This is a genomic window from Hoeflea sp. BAL378, from assembly GCF_000759435.1.
Lineage (GTDB): Bacteria > Pseudomonadota > Alphaproteobacteria > Rhizobiales > Rhizobiaceae > Hoeflea.
In genome coordinates this window covers 1-21,853 of the sequence record NZ_JRJG01000002.1, presented here as the reverse complement: position 1 = coordinate 21,853, position 21,853 = coordinate 1, and the positions used below count along the sequence as shown (strand labels likewise).

Annotated in this window: 28 protein-coding genes; all 28 read left to right on the top strand. The window is 63.9% G+C overall.

All coding sequences use genetic code 11. The annotated features are described in order from the left end of the window. The first annotated feature begins 28 nt into the window (after positions 1–28). On the top strand, positions 29–1,600 hold the full coding sequence (locus tag LL06_RS00750) for a phage portal protein (protein WP_161784909.1): 1,572 nt from the start codon (positions 29–31) through the stop codon (positions 1,598–1,600). Positions 1,601–1,611: 11 nt separating this feature from the next. After that, positions 1,612–1,875, top strand: coding sequence for a hypothetical protein (locus LL06_RS00745; protein WP_035521072.1), 264 nt, complete (start codon positions 1,612–1,614; stop codon positions 1,873–1,875). Positions 1,876–1,885: 10 nt separating this feature from the next. Further along, complete coding sequence (locus LL06_RS00740; RefSeq protein ID WP_035521070.1) at positions 1,886–2,947, top strand: head maturation protease, ClpP-related; 1,062 nt, start codon at positions 1,886–1,888, stop codon at positions 2,945–2,947. 65 nt (positions 2,948–3,012) lie between these two features. Beyond that, positions 3,013–3,711 (top strand): head decoration protein, encoded by a 699-nt coding sequence (locus tag LL06_RS26220; protein ID WP_052161067.1) that lies wholly within the window; start codon positions 3,013–3,015, stop codon positions 3,709–3,711. 91 nt (positions 3,712–3,802) lie between these two features. Further along, positions 3,803–4,843: a major capsid protein gene (locus LL06_RS00730; protein ID WP_035521068.1), complete on the top strand. Its 1,041-nt coding sequence runs from the start codon at positions 3,803–3,805 to the stop codon at positions 4,841–4,843. 10 nt (positions 4,844–4,853) lie between these two features. After that, positions 4,854–5,246, top strand: coding sequence for a hypothetical protein (locus tag LL06_RS00725; RefSeq protein ID WP_035521067.1), 393 nt, complete (start codon positions 4,854–4,856; stop codon positions 5,244–5,246). After that, complete coding sequence (locus LL06_RS00720; protein WP_152599430.1) at positions 5,243–5,962, top strand: hypothetical protein; 720 nt, start codon at positions 5,243–5,245, stop codon at positions 5,960–5,962. Before LL06_RS00725 ends, LL06_RS00720 begins: the two co-directional genes overlap by 4 nt. Positions 5,963–5,967: 5 nt before the next feature. Then, positions 5,968–6,192, top strand: a complete 225-nt coding sequence (locus LL06_RS00715) for a hypothetical protein (protein WP_035521065.1) — start codon at positions 5,968–5,970, stop codon at positions 6,190–6,192. Further along, positions 6,189–7,670 carry a hypothetical protein gene (locus tag LL06_RS00710; RefSeq protein WP_035521063.1) on the top strand — a complete coding sequence of 494 codons (1,482 nt, stop codon included), beginning with the start codon at positions 6,189–6,191 and terminating at the stop codon, positions 7,668–7,670. The genes LL06_RS00715 and LL06_RS00710 overlap by 4 nt, the downstream gene beginning before the upstream one ends. 77 nt (positions 7,671–7,747) lie before the next feature. Further along, positions 7,748–8,119, top strand: a complete 372-nt coding sequence (locus LL06_RS00705) for a phage tail tube protein (RefSeq protein WP_052161065.1) — start codon at positions 7,748–7,750, stop codon at positions 8,117–8,119. A gap of 1 nt (position 8,120) precedes the next feature. Further along, positions 8,121–8,459, top strand: a complete 339-nt coding sequence (locus LL06_RS00700; protein ID WP_035521061.1) for a hypothetical protein — start codon at positions 8,121–8,123, stop codon at positions 8,457–8,459. A 97-nt stretch (positions 8,460–8,556) separates the two neighbouring features. After that, positions 8,557–10,518, top strand: coding sequence for a phage tail tape measure protein (locus LL06_RS00695; protein WP_052161064.1), 1,962 nt, complete (start codon positions 8,557–8,559; stop codon positions 10,516–10,518). An 8-nt stretch (positions 10,519–10,526) separates the two neighbouring features. After that, positions 10,527–10,988 (top strand): DNA circularization N-terminal domain-containing protein, encoded by a 462-nt coding sequence (locus tag LL06_RS00690; RefSeq protein WP_161784908.1) that lies wholly within the window; start codon positions 10,527–10,529, stop codon positions 10,986–10,988. 12 nt (positions 10,989–11,000) lie between these two features. Then, positions 11,001–11,591 carry a hypothetical protein gene (locus LL06_RS00685; RefSeq protein ID WP_035521057.1) on the top strand — a complete coding sequence of 197 codons (591 nt, stop codon included), beginning with the start codon at positions 11,001–11,003 and terminating at the stop codon, positions 11,589–11,591. Continuing rightward, on the top strand, positions 11,588–12,640 hold the full coding sequence (locus LL06_RS00680; protein WP_052161063.1) for a hypothetical protein: 1,053 nt from the start codon (positions 11,588–11,590) through the stop codon (positions 12,638–12,640). Before LL06_RS00685 ends, LL06_RS00680 begins: the two co-directional genes overlap by 4 nt. A gap of 3 nt (positions 12,641–12,643) precedes the next feature. Then, positions 12,644–13,123: a phage baseplate assembly protein gene (locus LL06_RS26215; protein WP_052161062.1), complete on the top strand. Its 480-nt coding sequence runs from the start codon at positions 12,644–12,646 to the stop codon at positions 13,121–13,123. Next, on the top strand, positions 13,120–13,650 hold the full coding sequence (locus LL06_RS00670; protein ID WP_035521055.1) for a phage GP46 family protein: 531 nt from the start codon (positions 13,120–13,122) through the stop codon (positions 13,648–13,650). Before LL06_RS26215 ends, LL06_RS00670 begins: the two co-directional genes overlap by 4 nt. Next, positions 13,625–14,716 carry a baseplate J/gp47 family protein gene (locus LL06_RS00665; protein ID WP_035521053.1) on the top strand — a complete coding sequence of 364 codons (1,092 nt, stop codon included), beginning with the start codon at positions 13,625–13,627 and terminating at the stop codon, positions 14,714–14,716. Before LL06_RS00670 ends, LL06_RS00665 begins: the two co-directional genes overlap by 26 nt. A 4-nt stretch (positions 14,717–14,720) precedes the next feature. Then, entirely contained in the window at positions 14,721–15,557 is an 837-nt protein-coding gene (locus tag LL06_RS00660) for a putative phage tail protein (protein ID WP_052161061.1), read from the top strand. Positions 15,558–15,573: 16 nt separating this feature from the next. Continuing rightward, positions 15,574–16,506, top strand: a complete 933-nt coding sequence (locus tag LL06_RS00655; protein ID WP_035521051.1) for a hypothetical protein — start codon at positions 15,574–15,576, stop codon at positions 16,504–16,506. A gap of 9 nt (positions 16,507–16,515) precedes the next feature. Further along, positions 16,516–18,699 (top strand): right-handed parallel beta-helix repeat-containing protein, encoded by a 2,184-nt coding sequence (locus LL06_RS26210; RefSeq protein WP_052161060.1) that lies wholly within the window; start codon positions 16,516–16,518, stop codon positions 18,697–18,699. A gap of 56 nt (positions 18,700–18,755) precedes the next feature. Then, a complete protein-coding gene (locus LL06_RS00645) occupies positions 18,756–19,463 on the top strand; it encodes a peptidoglycan-binding protein (protein ID WP_035521049.1) in 708 nt (235 codons plus the stop codon). Continuing rightward, positions 19,463–19,711 (top strand): hypothetical protein, encoded by a 249-nt coding sequence (locus LL06_RS00640; RefSeq protein ID WP_035521047.1) that lies wholly within the window; start codon positions 19,463–19,465, stop codon positions 19,709–19,711. The genes LL06_RS00645 and LL06_RS00640 overlap by 1 nt, the downstream gene beginning before the upstream one ends. Then, a complete protein-coding gene (locus LL06_RS00635) occupies positions 19,708–20,133 on the top strand; it encodes a hypothetical protein (protein ID WP_035521045.1) in 426 nt (141 codons plus the stop codon). Before LL06_RS00640 ends, LL06_RS00635 begins: the two co-directional genes overlap by 4 nt. Further along, entirely contained in the window at positions 20,096–20,395 is a 300-nt protein-coding gene (locus LL06_RS00630; protein ID WP_161784907.1) for a hypothetical protein, read from the top strand. Before LL06_RS00635 ends, LL06_RS00630 begins: the two co-directional genes overlap by 38 nt. Then, on the top strand, positions 20,392–20,859 hold the full coding sequence (locus LL06_RS00625; RefSeq protein WP_035521041.1) for a hypothetical protein: 468 nt from the start codon (positions 20,392–20,394) through the stop codon (positions 20,857–20,859). The genes LL06_RS00630 and LL06_RS00625 overlap by 4 nt, the downstream gene beginning before the upstream one ends. Next, on the top strand, positions 20,840–21,130 hold the full coding sequence (locus LL06_RS00620) for a hypothetical protein (protein WP_152599428.1): 291 nt from the start codon (positions 20,840–20,842) through the stop codon (positions 21,128–21,130). Before LL06_RS00625 ends, LL06_RS00620 begins: the two co-directional genes overlap by 20 nt. A 230-nt stretch (positions 21,131–21,360) precedes the next feature. Continuing rightward, positions 21,361–21,853, top strand: a 493-nt coding sequence (locus LL06_RS00615; RefSeq protein WP_035521037.1) for an aldo/keto reductase, incomplete at its 3' end; no start/stop codon positions are given.

Here is a 21,853-nt window from a genome sequence, read left to right as displayed (position 1 = left end):
GGTTCCGAGGATTGCACGTGCAGGCTCAGTGCAGTCGCGCGACGCCGTCGCCGGCCCCGTGGCCCGGCCGATGATGCGCATGCTGCGCGACAGCCCGTCGGGCGTGCTTGCGGCCCGGCTGACGCCTGTACCGGAAAGCCGCGACGAGATCCGCCGCTCCTGGCGCCGCGCGGCGGCCCTGGCGCTCGACTTCATTCACAACTCCGGCCGCCTCAAGGGCGCGGTCGACCAGGTGATTGCCGACACTGTGGGCTCCGAGCTGATCCTCAAGCCGACCCCGGACTATGACCGGCTTGGATGGAGCAAGGAACGAGCCGTCGCATGGTCCAAACTGGTCAAGGCCGAATGGAAGAGGGACTCCTGGAACCCGCGTGAATGCGATCATCGCGGCAAGTTCACGATCCCGCAACTGGTGGCGATTTCGCTCCGGTGGCACATCGCATTCGGCGAGACGACCGGGATCCTCACGCATTTCGACGCCGGTCAGCGCGCCCGCTACGGCATCCGCACAGGTACGAAGATGCTGCTGGTGCCGCCGCCCCGGCTGGTGCAGGACACCAACGATGCGCAGCGGTTGTTCCAGGGCGTCTATCACGACGAAAATAGCCGCGCCGAGGCCTATCTGTTCGAGGAAAAGCGCAACGGGTTTCCGTCGAAGGTGCGCTATCCGGCTTTTGATGCGAGCGGCCGACCGGTTGTCATGCACATCTTCGATCCGCTTGACGCGGATGACGTGCGCGGCATCTCGCAACTGACGCCGATCCTCAAGCAGCACGCCCAGACCGAAGTGGCGCGCGAGGCGACGCTGCAGACGCTGATCGTGCAGACGTTCTTCGCAGCGGTGCTGACCTCGAAGCTGCCTGCGGCCGAAGCCATTGAATCGCTGCGGGAACTGGCCGATAGCGGTGGCGAATCGGGCAAGGCAATCTATGACAATGTGCTGGGCTATCTCGGCAGCACGCTCGACCGGGCGGCCGAGGGCGGCGTCAGCCTGACGGGCGGCGCGCGCATCCCGGTTCTGGGGCCCGACGAGGACCTGCAGTTTCGTCAGGCGCAGGCGCCGGGCGACAATTACCTGCCGCTGACCCAGTCGCTCGACCGCGACATGGCGCGCGCGATCGGCGTCACCTATGGCGCCTACACGATGGACCATTCAAGCGCGACATATTCGTCGGTGCGGATGGAGAATGCGTCGATCTGGCCGGTGGTGATGCGCCGGCGCGAGCATGTTGCCGCGCCGATGTACCAGACATTCTACGAACAGTGGCTCGACGAGAAGATCGAAACAGGCGCGATTCCGTTTCCCGGGGGGCTCGCGAATTACCGCGCCAACCGCAGCGCCGCCAACTGGGCGCAATGGCAGGGTCCGGAGAAGCCCACGGCAGACGACCTGAAATCCGAGAAGGCCGCAAGCGAACGGATAGCCAACGGGACGTCGAGCATCCCGCGGGAGGCGGAACTGAAGGGGATCGACGCGGACGAGCTGTTCGACGAACGCAGCGCCGATCACCAGCGCTATGTCGAGGCCGGCATGCGCTCGCCCTATGACCGCGATGCGCCGGCTCCGGCGCAGCCGGTCGAAGTCCAAGGCAACACCTGAAGGGACCTGTCATGGCGACGGTGAAGATCGACGGCGCCACCGTCGACATGGACGACCCGTGCGCGCTGTACCAGGCGCTCTATGCGGTGAAGCTGAAACGCCTTGCCGGAGAAGCTGTCGAGGAGGGCGAGATTGCCTCTCCCGTGACACGGCGCCGGATGCGCTACGCCAGCGTTTCGCTGGCTGATCTCGAAGCCGAACTGGGCCGCCTTGCTGCGGCCTGCGACGCAAAAACGGGCAAGCGGCGCCGCGGCGCTGCCAGCTTCCACTTCTGAGGATATCGACATGGCAGCCATTCTTGACGGTCAGACGCTGACGCTTTCCGGGGCTGTCGGCGAAATCTGGTGGTTGGACAGTTGGTTCACCTACGATGCGGTCCTGATCGCTCTGGCATCCGTCGAGGATGACTCCGATCTTACTGTTGTGATCAATTCGGGTGGCGGATACGCGAGCGAGGCGGCAGCAATCCATGCATTGCTGGCCCGCCGCACCGGCACGACCAATGTCATCGTCGACGGCATCGCAGCTTCTGCAGCTTCGCTGATCGCCATGGCCGGGGCAACCCTGACCATGTCGGCCGGGTCGATCCTGATGATACACGACCCTGCGCTTCCCTTCACCGAAGGGGCAGGAACATCTGCGGATCACACGAAAACGATCGAGCAGCTCGAGGCGCTGGCGACTGCCTATTCCCGCGTCTATGCCGCCAAGTCCGGCAAGACCGCTGACGAATGCCGCGCGATCATGAAGGCCGAAACCTGGATGACGCCGGAACAGGCGATCGCCCAGGGCTTTGCCGATGCCGCCAACGACACCGAAGGCGCGGCTGTCGCCGCCTTCGACTATCGCGCTTATGCCCATGCGCCGGAGACGCTCCGCGCCGTGGCCAGCGCCAATGGATGGAGCCTGAAACAGGCGATCCGAAAGCCGCCGACGGCATCCGCCCCGGCACCCACCGGTCACCACAAGGAGAACCCCACCATGACCGACAAGACCAAGGCGGATGCAAACTCTGCCGACATCACCGCAGCCACAGCCACAGCGGCGCGCGAGGCCGTGAAGGCGGACCGCGAGCGCCACGCAGCGATCATGGCGCTTGACGAGGCCAAGGGCCGCGAAGCTCTGGCCCAGCACCTGCATTCCTCCACCGAAATGTCGGTCGACGAGGTCAAGGCGGCCCTTGCCGCCGCGCCCTTGGCCAGCACCGAACCCGAGCCGTCGCCCGCGGCCTATGACAAGTCCCGCGCCGCGGCTGGCGCCGGGCTCGCCACCCCCGGCGGCGGGCAGCCCGTCGAAAGCGGCCTGTCCAAGCTCATCACCGCGAGGGTCGAGCGCAACCGCGCCTGACGCCAAGTCCCCCACCCATCATCGCCCGCTTGCATTGATGAGGCGGGACAGAAGGAGAGACGTTCATGCTTCCCTATTATTCGCATACCGCGCCGGTGCGCGAGAGCCAGCTTCTCAAGCAGGAATATGATCCACAGTTCTGCCGCGAGTCCTACACGCTCAAGGCGGGTTCGGGCGCCGCTCGCATCGTTTTGTTGGGAACGCCGCTCGCTACCGTGATCGCGGCTGCCAATGTGGCAGTTGCGGCCGCGGCGGCGGCCGGCGGTACCGGCAACGGCACGCTTACCCTTGCTGACCCTGCCTTCACCTCTTCTGTCAAGGAAGGCCGCTACATCGTGACCTGCTCGACCGGCGGGGCCGATGGCACATCCAAGTTCCGCGTCGAGGGACCGGACGGCAAGGCCGTCGGCACGGCAACCGGCGGCACGGCCTTCGCCAAGGAGGTGAAGTTCACCATCGCCGGCGGCGGCACGGACTTTGCCGAGGGTGATACCTTCATGATCGATGTCGCCATCGACCAGGCCGCCGACACCAACGAGCGCGTTGCCTGGGTGCCCGGCGCCGCCGACGACACCGGCATCATCACCGGCCTGTCGCTGCGCGACACCACGGCCGCCGACGGCGTTTCGGCCGAGGGCCTGTCGCTCGACCGCGGTCCGGCCATCGTGTCGGTCACTGCAATTGCCTGGCCGGACGGCATCAGCGCCGCCAACAAGGCGATCGGCATCGAGATGCTCAAGAAGCTCGGAATCATCCAGCGCTGACGCGCCCCACTCGGCGCGGTCGGAACCGCGCCGGGTTTTTCCATCCATCCGACCATGCGCAGGCGAGGCCCGCGTCACCAGGAGATTTTCCATGTTCGACTTTCCCTACACCAGTGCGGATGTGACCCAGGAGGTCAACCGCCTGCCCAACGAGTTCGGCCTGATCAATTCGCTCGGGCTGTTCCCCATCGAAACGCTGGGCTCGCGCTATGTGCGCGTCGATTACAGCAATGGCCAAATCCACGTCCTGTCCGCCGAACAGCCCGGATCGCCCGGCAGTGTGGGCGGCGAAGTCGCAGAAGGCGGCGTGATCCTGCAAATCCCGCATTTCCCTCATCTGGAAAAGATCTCGGTCGGCGATGTCGACGGCCTGCTGCAGGTGTTCAACGGCCAGGTCGACCAGCGCTCTGTCGACCGCGAGACGGCCCGCAAGCTGGACATCATCCGTCGGAATCATTCGATCACGCTGGAGTATATCAGGCTCGGCGCGCTCAACGGCCTGATCAAGGACGGCAAGGGAACGACGCTGTACAATCTCTACACTGTCTTCGGCATCACCAAGCCTGAGGTGGACTTCGTGCTCGGCACGGCGGAAACCGATGTGCGCGCCAAGTGCGAAGCGGTTGTCGACCACATCATGACCAAGCTGCAGGGCGAGACGACCAGCGGGGTCGAGGCCGTGGTCGATTCGCTGTTCTTCAACAAGCTGATCACCCATGCCAAGGTCGAGAAGTTCTGGCTCAATGCCCAGAACTCCAGCGAGCACCGGATGCTCAACCGCGAAAGCCGCGCGGGCAACTGGGGCCGGACGTTCGAGTTCGGCGACATCATCTTCCGCGAATACAAGGGTGGCCTGCCGGTGCGCTCGACCTCGGGCGCTATCACCACGGCCAAGAATGTCGCCGACAATTCGGGCACAGCCTATCCGACCGGCACCCAGTCGATGATGCGCACCTTCGAAGCGCCGGTCTACCACATTGACCTGACCAACCAGGCGCCGGACGCGGACACGATCTACATCTCGGTCGAGCCGCTGAAGCACGGCCAGGGCGTGGAGATGCTGTCGCAGACCAACCGGCTCGCGGTCAACAAGCAGCCGGAATGCGCCGTCCAGATCCTGACGTCGAACTGACGCCAGGACAATGAACGCCTGGACAGACATGGAGCGCCGCCTCGAGACCGACGCGGCGGCGCTCTTCGACACTGTGGACGTGCAGGCCGTTCCGCGCAGGAACGGGGCCACCGTCAATCACCGGCGGGAAGCGGACCCGGAGCGGGCAGGGTTTGAGTTCATGGGCTCGCTCGAATTCAATCCGCCGCCGCTTCGCAACGAGCAATTCACGCAAACGGGCATGACTGCCCAGGCCAATGTGGCATTCGATGCGGTGATCACTGCTCATGACGACGGCACGTGGCCGTGGGCGCCAAGGCGCGGCGACCATTTGGTTGCCGACAGCGTGACCTACGATGTTGCCGACATTCATCGCGACGGATCGTCCCGGCGCGTGTTCTACGTCAACAAGGCAAAGCCATGACCCTGACAGCCGAAGCGGTAAGACTTGCGGCGATGGAGGTGCTTCGGCCGAGCGGGGCAACCACGCTCTTTCCGACGCTCGCGGGGCCCATGGTCTTCGACAGCCGGCAGGCAACCGTTTCGGATCTCGACGATGTTGCGGCCGGCGATATGCCTTACACGCCGGTGCTGGCTCTCTACACCGAGGATTCGACGGTTGACAGCCGTGGCGGAGCAGCAGACGCCCAAGACAATCAGTGCCAGACCACACTGGAGATTGTCGGGGAACTGGCCGTAGTGGTGCCCGGTGATGCAGAAGGCGGCGCCTATGTCGACGCCGTGGCAGGCAGCGACCCGGAAGCCCGTCTCGTGCTTGCCGCGCTGATGGCGCAGGTTCGCAAGGAGCTGCTCTATTCCGAGCGTGGCTATCTGTTCCGCAGGGTGGTGACGCATTGCGACAAGATCGAACAGCAGAGCCATGTCGTTCCGGAGATCGGCCTGCGCCTCCAGCGCGAATTCATGCGCATGACCCTGACGATCGCCGACGATGAACTGAGCGATGCGGCCGGTCTCACCGGGCGGATCAAGGTGCTTTACGACAGCCTGCCATCCGGATCCTACGCCAAGGCAAAGCTCTCGGTTCTCGCCGCGCATCTGGCGGGTGAGACCCGCTCTGATCTCGAGGAAATATCGCTTGATCCCGGCGCCGGGCCCATAGCCGGCACAACACTGGAGTGACCCCAATGCAGTTCCACAAACCCGCCGATGGCGCGCCGCAACTGCGCACCCCGGAAGGCGAAGCATTCCCGCTCAACGGCAAGATGATCGACCCGGCCAACCGCTATTACGCGCGGCTGATCGCGGAGGGCGCCCTGGAGCCGGCCGTGCAGCCGACACCGTCCGAACCTGAAACCCACCCCGATAAACCGGCGCACCCTGCCGCATCCAAGAAGGAGAAACGCACATGAGCGTACCCGCAAACCTCGTTGCGCCGCTGTTCGCATTTTCGGTCGAGAGCGGCGGCCAGTTCGAAGATCTGGCGCCGGTGGTCATCTATGGCCACAAGACCGATGCCGGATCGATGTCAGACAACGTCAAGACGTCCTGCGCAACCCGCAGCCAGGCCCGGGCGCTTGCCGGCAAGGGCTCGATGCTCGAGCAGATGGTGACCGTTTTCCGCAAGAACGCGCCGACGCATCCGCTGTTCATCGTCTCTATCGCGGCTTCCGGCACGGCCGAGATCCGCACGCTCACCGTGGGCAGCCCGCCCGCGGGCGGCGGCACCGGCGTGATCAGCATCATGGGGGAACTCGTCTCCATCTCCATTGCCGCCGGCGACAACGCCGCGACGGTGGCGGCGGCGATCAATGCCGCGATCAATGCCTATGACAATCCGCAGACCGGACACGCACTGCCCTACACTTCGTCCGTCTCGACGAATGTGGTGACCATCACGGCCCGCCATGCCGGCGCCTATGCGGCCGAGATCGGCGTGACCGTGCCGGTGCTCGACGGGGCGAATGCCCTGACCGGCGTGCTCACCATCGAAGAGGCCACGGCGGGCGCCGGTACGCCCGACACGTCGAGCGCCAACGCGGCGATCGAGGAGGACGACTGGTCGTTCCTGATCTCGGCCTTCGGCGACGCCACCAATGTGGGGCGGTACGACGCTCTGCTTTCGGAGGTCTCCGGGCGGTGGAGCTATGCCAACCAGAAGTTCGGCATCGCCTATTATCCGAAGCGCGACAGCCAGGCGAACCTGATCTCCTATGGCGAGGGCAAGGACACCTGGAAGCTCTGCGCCGTGCCGACCTTCACTTCGGGCCTCCACGCCGAGCCCGGCTACCTGTGGGTCGCGGCGATGATCGGCCGCGTGGCCCCATGGCTCGCCGGTGGCTCGACCGGCGATGTCAACCGCAACCAGACCGGGCTCGTGGTGGAAGGGATTTCCGCGCCCGGCGCGGCTGCCTACTGGCCGGACCTGGCCACGCGCAATGCCTTTCTCGCGGCGGGGATGTCGTCGTGGAGCGTCAACGGCAATGGCCGGGTGGCGGTGGACAAGATCGTCACCCATGCGCGCACCACCGCGGGCGTTCCGGACACGACCTTCCGCGACATCCAGAAGCCGCATGCGCTGATGTATTCGCTGCGCTACATCCTGGCGCAACTGGCGTTCGAGCATTCCAACAAGGTGATCGCCGACGACAACCCGGGCAACGTGATCACCGTCTCGACGCCGAAGGACATCGAGGCCACCTGCTATCACGCCTATGTCGGGCTTGAGCTGCGCGGGGTGCTCGAGAACTCGGCGACCGCGTTGCGTGACCTGGTCGTGACGCGCAATCTCGACAATCCCAACCGTGTCGATGCCGTGGTCCCGATGGATTTCACCAACCCGCTCGACATCTTCTCCGGTCTGGCGCGGGTCTACTCGCAGTTCCGCTGAGGCGGGCTCTCTGGTCACAGGCGGCGCACAGTTCCGTGCGCCGCGCATGAATCCTCATCCAAAAAAGGACCTTTCCCATGGCTGGCAAAGATTATGGCGGGCTGATCCGCTTCCGTCTGTCGAGCGGAGCGACGTTCTCGCTGCGCGGCACCATCAACCTCAAGACCGCAGGCCGGTCGATCGAGGCGATCGTGAACCAGGACCGGTCGACCGACCGTGTCGAGACGCTCACCCCATACGCCTTTGAAATCTCCTTCGCCGATCGCGGCGATGATCTCGAGGCGCTGATGAAGGCCGATCGCTTCGACGCGACCTTCATCGAGGACGACACGGGCGTGTCGCACTACTACACGCGCTCCTTTTTTGTCGGCGAACCGTCCAGCAACCGGATGAACGGCGAGGTCACCGGCGTGTCGGGCGCCGCGGAAGCCTATGTGAGGAAGGGCTGAGATGGCCGGCGAAAAGACGGTCCGGTTGTCGCAGGGGTATGAGGCGCACGGGCGGAGTTTCAGCAGCCTCACCTTCCGCGAGCCGAAGATGGTGGATTTCGAAGAGATCGGAGAGATCGCCGAATATCAGCCCGCGCCCAACGGCGGGACGATGTTGCTCCATCACGACGACCGGATATGGAAGTACCGGGATCGTCTGCTCAAGCGCGGCGACGGGCTGCCCGACGCCGGCGACCTCGGCGAACTCACTCTCGCCGACGCGATCGCCGTGAAAGAGGCGATCAGCGATTTTTTTACACAGGCGCGGGCGAAGCTGCCCGGCAAGCCGCGGACCTCCTGATCTTTAGGTTCGGGTTTTCGTTCGAGAGCGTGATGGCGATGACGCCATCACAATGTCTGTCCTGGGCCGTGCGCGGTCTTGAAGCCGGAAAGAAACGATGAGCAACCGAGTTATCGAAGCCATCATCCGGCTGTCGGCGAAGCTCGGCCCAATGGCGGCTTTCGGGCAGTTGGGGTCCAAGCTCGCGGACGTCAACAACAAGGCCAGCGCGTTCAACAAGACGCAGGCCCTGGTGGCCCGGAGTTCGAATGCCGCCACAGCCGCGCTGATGCGGTATGCAGCGCCGGCCGCGCTTGCCTATGGTGCCCAGCGCGCTGTCACGGACTTCGCGCGGGTGGAGAGGACGCTGACCAGAATCGGCATCAATGCCGATGCCAGCCGCGAACAGATGGCAAAGGTGCGCATCGAGCTTGATCAGATCGCTCAAGCCACGGCCACGCCCGTGGACAATATCGTCGGCGGACTGGATTCGCTGATTGCGTCCGGCAAGTCTCTCGGCGAAGCGATGGCGCTCATCCGTTCGGTTTCGGCGACAGCCCAGGCCTCTGGCTCCGATTTTGGACAGATGGCGACGACGGCGGACGCGGTAGCCGGATCATTCAATATTGCCGGCGACCGGATGCAAGAGGCATTCGACATCCTGGCCATGGGCGGCAAGGCTGGGAAGTTCGAGCTTCGCGACATGGCGGCGGAACTGCCGTCGCTGGCGCCAGCCTTTGCCGCGCTCGGCTACGAAGGTGAGGAAGGTCTCAAGCGTCTGACAGCGGCGCTGCAGACCGTTCGCATGGAGACAGGCACGTCGGGCGAGGCCGCGACATCCTTCATGGATGTGATCTCAAAGATGAATTCGGTGACGGTTTCGAACAACTTCGCCAAGCAGTTCGGCATCGATATCCGAGAGGAAATGGAAAGGGCGAAGGCAGCAGGTGAGGACACGCTGGAGGCCTTTATCCGCCTCTCGAAGGAAGCCATCAACGGCGATATGTCGAAACTGCCCTTGCTGTTCACGGACAAGCAGATGCAGATCGGCATGCGCGCGCTGATGAACAATACGGGCGAGTTTACCGAACTGTTGAAAGAACTCGGCAGCGCCGCTGGAACGGTCGACGCCGATCTCCGGCGGGTGCTCGAGGACAAGCAGGCGTCGATCGACAGAATGGCCAATTCCTGGGAGAAGCTGAAGATCAGCCTTGGCGAAACCATCGCTCCCCCGGTTGCCGGGGCCATGGACTATGTGTCTGGAGGCCTTGATCGCGCGGCTGCCATCAATTCGGCTCTTGAACAGAACGGCGCCGCCAAAGGATGGTGGGCCCGCACGGGGTGGGGAGTGACTTCATCGGACGCTGAAAAGGATTCGATGGCCTGGCGGGGCGGTTACCGGAGCGAGGAAGATCGCAAGATAATCGGCGCCTATTCGGTCTATGGCGAGATGCGTGATGCTGCGTTGGGAACGGCGGTTCTCAACGGGCCTGCTCCTGATCGGTCGATGCCGGCGGCGGGTCCGTTGGTGACGACGCGCGACGGGGTCACGTACGCTGCGGCTGGATCAATGCAGACCGGGGCAGCCGTGCCCCTGCCGATGACAAGGCCTGACCCGGTGGATATCGCAATCGAGCGCAGAGACGCGGAGCGTATGGCGCTCGACACCGATATGCGGCGCGAGGGGATCAGCCTGCTGCGCGGCGCTCCGCCTGTGGTTGCCCAGTCGTCTGATGGAGTGTCCGCGCGTCCGGAGCAGAGCGTGAACGAATTGCAGGGCTTGCTTTCCCGACTTGAGCAGGCCGGCGCGGAGTCCGGTTCAGATCTGGCCAAAGGCGGTGATGATGCGGCCGATGCCATCGCGAGGGCCGCGCCTGAAGCCGGCAACGGCTTCGGAGATGCGGCGGCAGCGAAGATCAATGCCACAGCCGCCCAGGCCGGAGCGGCCTTCGGTGAGGCTGCTGCAGCGAGGATCCGGGCGGCCACAAGCGCGATACCCTCTGGCGGCGCGCAAGCGCCGGCGGTTTCCGGAAATCGCGGGCGGACAATGCCGTCCGCCGGACGGGTCGGGGCGCAATAGACATGGCAATGCGTGACTGGGCAAAGACATTGCGCCGGGCATCCTTCCGGGGCGTGCCGTTCTGGGTGGAGTCGGAATCTCCCGAGGTTGGCCGCCGGGTCGTGGTTCACGAGATCTCGGGCGGCGAGACCATCCTCACCGAAGACATGGGCGCGCGGTCCAAGAGCATCTTTGTTGACGCTTATGTGGCCGGCGATGCCGCCGACTTCGCGGGGCTGGCGCTCGAGCGCGCCTGTGGCGTGCCAGGCGCATCCTTGCTGATCCTGCCGATGGACGCAGGCGAGGCCGTGCACTGCATCGCCTGCGCGCGCACGCGCAGCAAGGACCAGAACGGCTTCGTCGCCTACCGGCTGGAGTTCATCCGGTCGGGGGGGCGCGCCTCATTCGCCGCAAGCGGGCTTGGCCAGTTGCGCACCGCCTTCAGCGCTGGCGTCGCCACGGTGGCGGCGCTGATCGCGGCCGGCGTCTGAGAGGAGACTAGCATGGACCGAATCGTGATTATTCTCGGCGGCTTGGCGCGCGAACTCATTCTCGACACCGATGACCTGACGGCCCTCGATGCGCTTGCGGTGGCAGCGCAGGCGGGCGGCGCGAGCGGGTTGGTGTCTCTTTTGGAAATGGCGCGGCTGATCGGCGAGGCGGCTGATGATGCGGGGGCGGTCGTGCCGGCGCTCGACCGCGTGCAGGAGGCGAGCGGCCTGTGGCGCATGGCTGACCTGGTTGCGGCCTGCTTCGCCGTGAGCCGGGCGAGCTATGCCTCGCGACAGGATGCGCAGGCGGCGCGCAGCGCCATCAACGCCAGGGCCGAGACGACCTATCAGCAAGCCGGGGTTTATGGACCGGAAGCCATCGAGTGGCTTGTCTCGCTTGCCGGCATCGCGGCGCTTCATCTTTCGCGGACGGCAGCGGAGCGGGCGCCGGCGGTGCTGGTAGAGACCGGGTTGTCCCTGCCTTCGACCCTGCTTGCCTATGACCTGTATGCCGACGCCGGCCGGGCCGGGGAACTGGTCGACCGCAACCGCATCGCCACGGCGCTGGTGATGCCGGTGGCGTTTGAAGCGGTGGCGCCGTGACGCTCGAAGTAATCGTGTTTTCGGTCAATGGCCGGACTCTCCCGCACAAGTCAGCAACGCTCGAGCAATCGGCGGAAGAGGCGGTCCGGACGGCTCTGTTCGACGTGGCCTGGACGGGCGCCGGCATCCCCTGTGCGCCCGATGACGAGGCCACCATCACGGTCTCGGGGGAGGTTTGGGGGACAGGATATGTGCGCGACGTGCGCGGCGCTCACGACACGGACGCCCGCAGCTATTCGGTGAGCTTCGTGTCGCGGACCTGCGACGCCACCGAGTGCTCCATCGATCACCCGACCGGCCTCAAGCGCGATGCCGATCTAGGCGACATCGCTAAGGAATTCGATGTTCTCGGGGTTGGGGTCGAGGTCAAGGCCAGGACGATCAAGAAGTCGGTGCACAAGGTGCGCCCAGGCGAGACGCTGTTCGATACGCTTGAAACGGATGCCAGGGCGCAAGGGGTGCTGATCCATGACAATCCCGAAGGCAAGCTGGTGCTGGCCGACAAGCCGGAAGGCCGCCACGCTGGCGCGCTCAAGCGTGGGCTCAATATCGAAAGCGCCAGCGGCAGCCTTTCCGGCGCCACCAGCTTTTCCAGCGTCAAGGTGCGCGGGCAGGCTTCGATCGGCGTGAACGCATCGGCGTTGCGGCCCGAAGGCGAGGCCAAGGGCACCAGCCGGAGACGCCGTCCGCTAATCGTGCCGTTCGAGGGCGAGGCCACCTCGGAGAGACTGAAGACGCGGGCGAAGTGGGAATCCCGGCGTGCGAGCGGCGAGGGTGTGGCCTGCCAGGTCGTTGTTCCGGGCTTCCGGGACGAGGGCGGGAACCTGTGGAAAGCCAACTGGCTGGTCGAGGTCGACGACGACTGGCTCGGCATCAACCAGGACATGGTGATCGCTTCCGTGACGCTGTCGCAGGACGGTTCGGACGGCACCGTGGCGCGGCTCAGTCTCAAGGATCCACGGGCGCTTGGCGGCGACAATCCGCGCGGCAGCTCCAACGCGGCATGGGGCGCGCCAAGCGCCGTGTCCGCCGAATACCGGGAAGGGTGAAGCATGTTTGATGGTCACCTGACCCGGTTCGAACTGGACGGCACGGTCGAGCACCGCGAGGGGCAACAATTCATCAACGGCAAGGGCTTTGCCGGCGACAGCTTCGAGCGGGTTCACCGGATCGAACCGCACGGGTTTGCCAGCCACCCTGTCAAGGGCGGGATCGGCGTGGCCATGTCGGCGCGGGGCAACCGCGATTCTGCCTATCTGTTCGGGGGCGAGAATCCGAGCATGCGGCCATCTGTCGATTTGGGCGGAACAGCGATCTACGATCACACCGGCAACATCGTCTCGGTGGTGCAGAGGCAGATGCGGTTCGTGCACTCGTCGAAGGTGCACATCGTCGCGCCGGAAATCATTCTTGAAGGGACTGTGCGGTTGGGCGGACCAGCGGCAGCGCGGCCGGTCTCGGCTCAGAACAGTGTCGACAGCGCCGGGCACCTGCAGACCAGCAACCTGGCCGAGGGAGTCTTCGTGCCATGAAGATCATCCCGCTGGCGCCGGCGGCAGAGCCGCTACTCGATCCGGACCTTGCCTGGGATGGGCGCGTCGGCGATCTGGTGACAACGCCGATCGACGATCCGGTCAACCCGGGCGGGCTGCGTGCGACGCAGGCTTTGGCGACCGCGATCCTGATCTGCCTGATGACGGATGCCCGCGCAGAGCCGACCGAACTGCGCGACGGCGACGTGAACCGGGGCTGGCCGGGCGACAGTTTCGACAGGGACGCGGACGAGTCTGCGCTGGGCTCGAAGCTGTGGCTGCTCCGGCGGCGGGTGCTGACAGCAGATGTGGAGATCCTGGCGTCCGATTATGCCCGCGCAGCCCTGCAAACCCTGATCGACCAGGGCGCGGTGTCGCGGTTCGACGTGGCGGCCGCAGCCGATCCAGCCAATGCGCGGCTTGTGCTCTCCATCGCCGGCTATGGCCGCGACGGTGCGCAGGTTCATGACCAGAAATACGCGGTTCTATGGGAGCAGTTGAATGGCATTTCCGATCCGCTCGCTTGACGAGATCTCCGCCTCGGTGCGGGGGGCCATGCGGCACTATCTCCCGGGCACCGACGCAAGCCTGAAACAGAATGTGCTGCGCGTCATCGGCAAGGTGATGGCGCTTTTGGCCCATGAATACGAGCTGCGGCTGGCCTGGATCTACAAGCAGCTTTACCTGACGACCGCCACAAGCGCGCCGATCATCCGGCTACATGCCGCGGAATATCGGATCCTTCAGAAGCCGGCCTCGGCCGCGTCGGGCGAGGTGGCCGGCATTGCTGCGCCGCATGCCACCTATCCGGCGGGGGTCCGCTTCATTTCGGGGGGAATCACCTATGTCACAACTTCGGCGTTCACCGCGAATGCGAGCGGCGGCTTCAGTGTGAAGGTGCAGGCGGAAACAGCCGGCATCGCTACCAACCGAGATTCCCAGGCGAAACTTCTTCTGGCCGACCCGGCGCTCTATCCGACGATGCCCGAGACCGTGACAGTCGGGGGAGGCGGCCTTGGCGGCGGCGCCGATACCGAAACCGTCGAAGACCTGCGCGTGAGGGCGCTCAAGCGCAAGGCTGCCCCGCCGCAGGGCGGAACCCTGCCAGACTACGAGAACTGGGCGCTCGAGGTTCCGGGCGTGGTACGTGCGTGGGCGGCCAATTTCGCCAACGGGTTCGGAACCGTCGGTGTCTGGGTCCTTGTTGAAGGTCGAGTGAACGGCATTCCCACCCCCTCCGACGTGGCCACGGTCGACGTCTATATCGAGAGCCTTCGGCTGGTGCGCGCCCGGTACTACACCCTCGTGCCCACTGCCAAGCCGGTCGATGTCACCGTGCAGCTTGCTCCGGATACGTCCGCCAACCGTGTTGCAGTCACAGCGGCGCTCACGACGTTCTTCGATGCGACCCGAGGCGACACAAGGGTGCGCCCGGGACTGCCGGAAGATCCGTTCACACTGCCGCTGGCATGGCTTTCCGAGGTCATTTCCACGGTACCGGGCGAGGCCAGCCACGTTCTGGTTGAGCCGACATCCGCACCAGTGTTCCAGCCCGGCGAACTGCCCGTGCTGGGCTCGATCAACTGGGTCTAGCATCATGTCCACATGGCATGTGAACAGGGATTGGCCAGATTTCTACGCGGCGGATCGCGGCCCCGTGTTCTGGGTGGACCCCGATGATAGTTTCGTTGATCCGGTGATCGATCCGCGAGACGTGTTGTCGGCGCCGCTGGTAGAATCCCTGCTGTTTTCCGGCCTTTCGCTCTGGCCACGAGGGTCCGCCTGGGGCACTCCTGACGGTGAGGCGCCTTCCACGGTGAGCCGTATCGCGGGACTGACGAGGGCACTGCTTTCGCCCTTCGTCGAACTCTACGCCAAGGCGTGGCGGTTGACGGAGGAATCCCGATCCGCCTCGCTGGTGGATAGTCTTGAAGATTGGGAACGGGATTTCGGCCTACCCGAGAACTGTTCAAGCGAAGGCCAGACGCTCGACGCCAGGCTGGCTATCCTGCGGGCGCGGGTGGCGCGGCTGGCGACGATCACACCCGCCGACGTGATCCGGCTCGCGGCGCGGCTCGGCTATGTGGTGGCGATCGAGGAGCCCGACGCGTTCCTTGCCGGCGAAAGCACATGCCTGGGGCTTGGAGAATTGTCCGCTGCCGGGCTGGAACGGCAATGGGTGGTGCTGGTGCGCTATGCTCCTTTTACGCAGTTCGAGACGGGCATCGGGGAAGCCGGCATAGACCGGCTGCTGGGTTTCGACCACGACGTGCTCGAGTGCGAGATCCGGCGGATCTCGCCGGGCTGGACCACGGTCATCTTCAACTACGCGGAGCAGCCGATTGCGTCGTTCCTAGTGACGGAAACCGGGGCGCGAATCGTGACCGAAAATGGCCACCCGCTGATCATGCGGCTGTTCGCCTCATCGCTTTGAACCAACGGAGAAACCCATGAAATATGTTCCACCCGCCGGCGAAGCCGCCGGCACGGCCTATGTGGACGGCAACCGCAGCGCAGGCACGAAGGGTTCGGTCGTGCCGGCCGGCGCCATCGAGTATCCGCAGCGCGAGATCGATCATGTCATCGAATTTTTTGGTCCAGCGGCTCCGTCGAACACCGACCTGCAGCAGTTGCGCAAGGCCATCGAGGCAGCCATAGCGGCGGCGACCGGCGGCGGCGACACGTCGCAGTTTCTGCTGGTGAGCCAGGCGCGGGCGCGACTGCCGATCTTCCCGGAGATCCTGAGCGCCGACGGAAAGATGATCGTCACCAGCCCCGCGGCCGGCACGGTACAGGTGCCGACGTCGGTCAACTTCCAGCATCGCGGCATCTATCCCGTTTCAACCAGCAGCTATATCGAGGACGACAGGACCTTCACGACGCTCTCCAACAAGACCTATCATTTGCGGTGGAATCCGACCGACGGGTTCCTCCTCAAGGACCTGGCAGACGGCAGCTACAATCCGGCCGGTCTTGCCGAAACCGACACCCTTTTCGACAGCACCTATGACGACATGCTGGTGGCGCGGGTTGCGACCAACGCGAGCAACATCGCCACGATAACGAATCTGGTCAACTCAAACAGATTGATCGTGTCCGCGGTGAAGAGCGGGGCGGCGTCGGCGCTTGATCCACTGTGGGCATCATCGTTCACAGGGAGTGAAACGCTGAACTGGTCGAGGACGCCGGTTGCCACGTTCCACGGACACGTGTCCACGACCGCAACGGGAAATTATGGCGCCCTGGAATTTTCCAACAACATCTCGGCAAGAGCGGTCACGCGGTATTCAGCCGGCGCCACGGTGACATCCAACTGGAACGAAACCGCTCCTACGGCTCCTGTCGGATTGACAGGCGCACTCGAAATCACCGCCTTTGCTTGAGGACTGATCATGGACATTGAAATCAACGAACTGCCGCCGGTCGGAAGCATCGAGATGGCAGATCTGTTTCCGGCGTCACGGGACGGAGAGGCGAAGAAGGTTACCGCCCAGCAGATTGCCGACTCGATCATAGCCATGCTGACGGACAGCGCGCCGGCCGCGCTCGACACACTGAACGAGCTGGCGGCGGCGCTGGGCGATGATGAAAATTTTGCGGCAACCATGCTGGCCGCGCTGAGTGGAAAACTGGCCATTGCGAGCAATCTTGCAGACCTCGACGACGCGGACGAGGCGCTCGGCAACCTCGGCGGCGGCGCGGCGGGAACGGCTGTCTTCAAGGCTCAAACGACTGGAGAGGTCCGCGATCAACTGAAGGTTGCCACGATCGCGGCGGCAATTGCCGACAATCCTGACGTCGACCCGGAATACTACGATATCGGCTACCGCGATACAAATTACATTGCCGGATCCGGCGGCAACTATCGTAAGCAGGCTTCGGAACCTTCTCACGCGCTCAAATTCCAGAACGCGAACAGCACCTGGTATGCCAAGGAAGGGCGCATTGTCTCGCTCGAGGAATGCGGCGGCTACTCCGGCGCGTCGGATCATTATGCCGCCTGGCAGATGGCCTATGATTACCTTGCCGCCGTGGGTGGCGGAACGCTCACGGTCGGCGATGGACTGTGGAATCTTCTGACGGCCCCGACCTGTTCGGCGGATGGCGTGCATACGGACATCCACCACGATGCGGTGATCAACCATGACACTGCCGATTACATGGCGCTCAAGATCACGGGCGCCCGTCACAAGGTGAGCGGCGGAAATTTCATCGGACCGGAAGAATGGGACCCGGCAACGGGCTCGGGAACGCCGGCCTATGGGGTTATCTGGGTGACTGGCGAGACCTTCACCGCCATCGGCGTGAAGATGTTGAACATCCGGCGGATCGGCATTGGCTGCAAGGATATCACCAATGTGCTTATCCAGGGCTGCGACATCAACGGCAACCAACCGCGCCCCACGTTTCCGTTGATTACTACTTTTCATTTCGGCATCTTCCTGGACGCCGGAAGCGCTGCCTCGCTTGGGAATTTTCAGGTTCTGGGAAACAAAATCCGCAACTGCACGACTGGCCTTTGTGTTGCCAACTATGGCAGCGGACCAGCGAATACCCGCTCTTTTATCTCTTCTGGAAATACATACGAGGGTATGTGGGACCACGGTGAATATTCGAACTATACGGGGGGCGCCCTGATCACCGGCAACACCTATCATCGCTGTCATGGGCCGATTGCTTGCTCAGGGCCGAACAACATCGTTTCAAACATCACGCATTACACCGAGGAAACCGTCTCGCCAGATGAACGCGATTGCGCGGCTACCGTCTCGATGCGAGATCCGGTCAACTGTCAAGTTCGCGGCATCACGATCCGGGGGCACGGCGACAGCATCAGCGGACAGACTGTCATCGGCGTGGATCTGATCAACGTGACCAGCACGGCGATGAATGGCAACATCGTTGATGGCGTCACTATGGCGGTGATGAGCGGACAGGCGCGTGCGGTTCGTGTTAACGCGACCGTCGCCTATAGCCATCTGAAGATTTGCAACGTCAATTTTGAAGGCCAGATCAAGAACGGAAGCGGCGCGGTTGAAATGACTGGCGCGGCCTGCACTTGCCCGCAGATCGACAACATCAATGTTCGCAACACAGGCGGAGCCGGCGCTTTCGGCGTATATATGGGGCGCATGAACGGCGGTCAGGTCGCACGGGTCAACTATGAAGTCGCCTTCAACGCCGGATCTGCAGATACGCAAATTGCGGTGGCCCTGGTTGATGGCAACGACAACTGGGTCAGTCAAGTCATGCCAAGATGCGCGGGGGGCTTGGGAACAAACATCACTCTGGTGGGCCTGAAAGAGTTTGACGCGGGGAACGGTAGCTGTTCGCGAAATGCCCTTTCCGGAATGAAAGACGTGGTGGGCGGAAACGCCACTTATGTTCCGGTTGTGCCGGTGAGTTCGACATCGGAACTGGCGGTTAATGACGTGGAGGTTACGGACGGGCCTTCCTTCGCGGCGCGGGCAGGCTCGATGGTTCGCAGGACTGTGGCCGGCGCGGGTGCGGGAAGTTCGCTCTATATCAACCAGGGCGATGGCAGCAACTGGGTCGGCTTTCTCAACGGCGTTTAAAAGACAGGTTGCACTCGACGCCTGGTTGGCGCGGATCAAAACATAAGGACATCACCATGACATTTGAACAGTGGCTGCAAAGCCGGCTGACGGCGCACGGCTATGCCTGCGGGCCGATCGATGGAGATATTGGCGACCTGACCCTCGCCGCGCTCAGGGCGTTCCAGCGGGGCAAGGGCCTGCCCGTTTCCGGCCAGGTTGACCCTTTGACCGAGGAGGCGCTGCGGCGCAGCTCCAGCAACGCACCCGGCCAGCAGGAGCGTCCGGCGAGCGCCGGGGCTGGCATTCCTGCCGGCGGCCTCCTGTGGCCGCACCAGGATGATGTGGCGGGGTTCTACGGGCCGGTCGGCACGTCGCAGGGGCGGCTCGAGCTTCCGTTCCCGATGAAGCTGGCTTGGGACAAGAGCCAGACCGTGACTCGCATCACGCTGCACACCAGGGTGATCGACAGCGCCGGCCGGGCCTTCGCCGAGATTGCAGAGACCTATTCGGACAAGGAACGCCGCGACCTCGGTCTCGACCTGTTCGGCGGCTCGCTCAATGTGCGGCGCATGCGCGGCGGATCGCGCTTTTCGATGCACGCCTACGGCATTGCCATCGACTTCGATCCGGAGCGCAATCAGCTCCGCTGGAAACGCCCGCAAGCGCGCCTGTCGCATCCCGACGCCCTGCCATTCTGGCATGCCTGGGCACGCGAGGGCTGGGTGTCGCTCGGTCGCGCGCGCGATTTCGACTGGATGCATGTCCAGGCGGCGAGGCTGTGATGAACCGCCCGCCTTGGAAAGCCCGCCGCCGCATCGTGCACGGCACCCTGCTGTTCTGCGCCGGCATGGTGATCTGGCTCATCTGGCGCGGCGAGGACAGCAACCTTGCCGCGGCGATCGCCAATGCCTGCTTCTTCCTCGCCGGCTCGGTGATCGGCGCCTATGTGTTCAGCGCCACCTGGGACGACAAGAACGTGATGCAGGCGATGGGCGCAAATGCCTATGAAGAAGAGGGGCCGCAGCCATGAGCGCGCTTCTCGCCACACCGCTGGTGAAGGGCGCACTGCGCATCCTCGGCTTCACCATCCCGATTCCGGTGATCATCCTCCTCGGCGCGCTGGCGTGGGTGCAGTTCGACAAGTCGAGCAGCATCCGCCAGGCCGTCAACGAGCGCGTCAAGGAGATGGTCGCCGGCGCCGAAATCGCGGCGCTCGAGACGCAGCTCGACGCCCAGGCCTGGATTGCCGCCCGTTCCACTGAAGCTGCCCGTGAGGCTGATCGGCGGCGGGTGGTGGAGGCCACGGCCCGGATCAACCTCGCGGCCCGCCTGGCCGCCATCCAGACAGAAAACGAGATCCTCAATGACGACCTGGCAGATCTGCTTTCGCGCCCTGTTGCTGGTGATTGCGCTGTTGACGCTGATGTTCTTGGCCGGCTGCGATCCAAATAGGTTCGAGCGCCTGGCCCGCGCCGAGGCGAGCGCCGCCCAGGTGCCCGCGGCGCTGGCCGTGGCCGACCAGGAGCGCGCGATCGGAAAGGCGTTGCCCGCCTATCCCGACGGCTGCCGAGCGACGCACCGGTCCGGCGTGGCTCAGGGCGACAGGCTCGACGCGGCGCTGGTGAAGACCGACCGGGCCCTATCGCGCGCCAACGGCCAGATCCGCGAATGCGCCGGCTGGTATGACGAGTTGCGAGGGGGAATCGCGCAATGATGGACTTCCTGCACATCTCCCGGTCGTTCCGGCAGACCTTCGCCGTGCGGGCTTCGGAATGGGCTCTGGCGCTGATGCTGCTCAACTGGTCGATCGTGCTGTCGGCCAGTCCCGAGCTGTTTCAGGCCAATGCCAATTACGCGCCGCTCAAAGCCATCATGGACCAGGAGACATTGGCGCTGGTGTGCTTTCTCGCAGGCACCGGCCGTCTGCTGGTGCTGATGATCAACGGCGCCTGGCGCAGGACGCCGCACTTGCGGGCCGCCGGCGCGTTCATCTCCTGCTTCTTCTGGTTCCAGATCACTCTCGGCTTCGCGCAGGCCGAGATATGGGGAACGGGCATGGCCGTCTATCCGGTCCTGCTGATGCTCGATGCCTACAACGTGATCCGGGCGATCACCGACGCCGCCATCATTGACAACCACTACAAAAGGGCAGCGTCGAATGGACCAGATAACCCCTGAGTTCCTCATGACGGTGCTGACCGGCGCTCTCTTCGGTCTCGCCGCCATTGGCCAATATGTGCGCACCAAGCGCCAGGCTCCGGACCATGCGATCACCAAGGACGTGCAGTTTCATGACGCGCGCCATGCCGAACAGACGTTGCGGTGTCTCGAGCGGATCGCGGTGGCGGTGGAGAAGATCGCAGCCTCGGCCGATACGATCGCCGACAAGCGCCAGACCGATATCCAGGAGACGCTGCACAAGATCGCCGAGCACATGAGGCAGGTTTGAAGAGCGGCGCCAGTGTTCGCCTTCGGAGCGGATTTCTCGAACCGACAAAGCAAAAGGCCCGCTCGATGGCGGGGCCTGGGTTTTGCAGCTCATAGACGCGCGTCGGCAATCTGAGTGTATTGAGCCAGTCACATCTGTCAAAGTATTCCGATGTCGCGAATTATTTGTGCCGCCCTTCGCTTGCCAGTTGCGGCATCTGTGCTAGAAGTCGCTTCATTAGAGGGAGCCTCATGAAGTACAGAGAACTTGGCAAGACCGGCATCAAAGTCTCCGAAATCGGTCTGGGCTGTTCCGGGTTTTGGGGTGACAAGCGCTTTCCCGACGGCAAAGCCATTGAGATAATCACGACCGCGTTCGAGCACGGCGTAAACTTTTTCGACACCGGCAGCAACTATTCGAATTTCAACGCTGAGCCACGGCTCGGCCGCGCGATTGAGCAAATACTGAGGATCGCTCCGCGGGACTCGATTGTCGTGTCAACGAAGGCAGGCAGCAATGTGGGTTACGCGCCGACTGTTGCCGATGACGACCTGTATCACTCTGATTTTTCGCCTGATGCGCTGTTTCGCACCTGCAAGAAATCGATCGAGAATCTGAAATGCGATTACATAGACGTGTTCCAGTTGCACGGCTTCAAGCCTGACCTCCTCAATGACGAGATGTTCCGCTGCCTGTCAGACCTGAAGACGAAGGGCATGGTGAGGGCTGTCGGCGTCAACACCC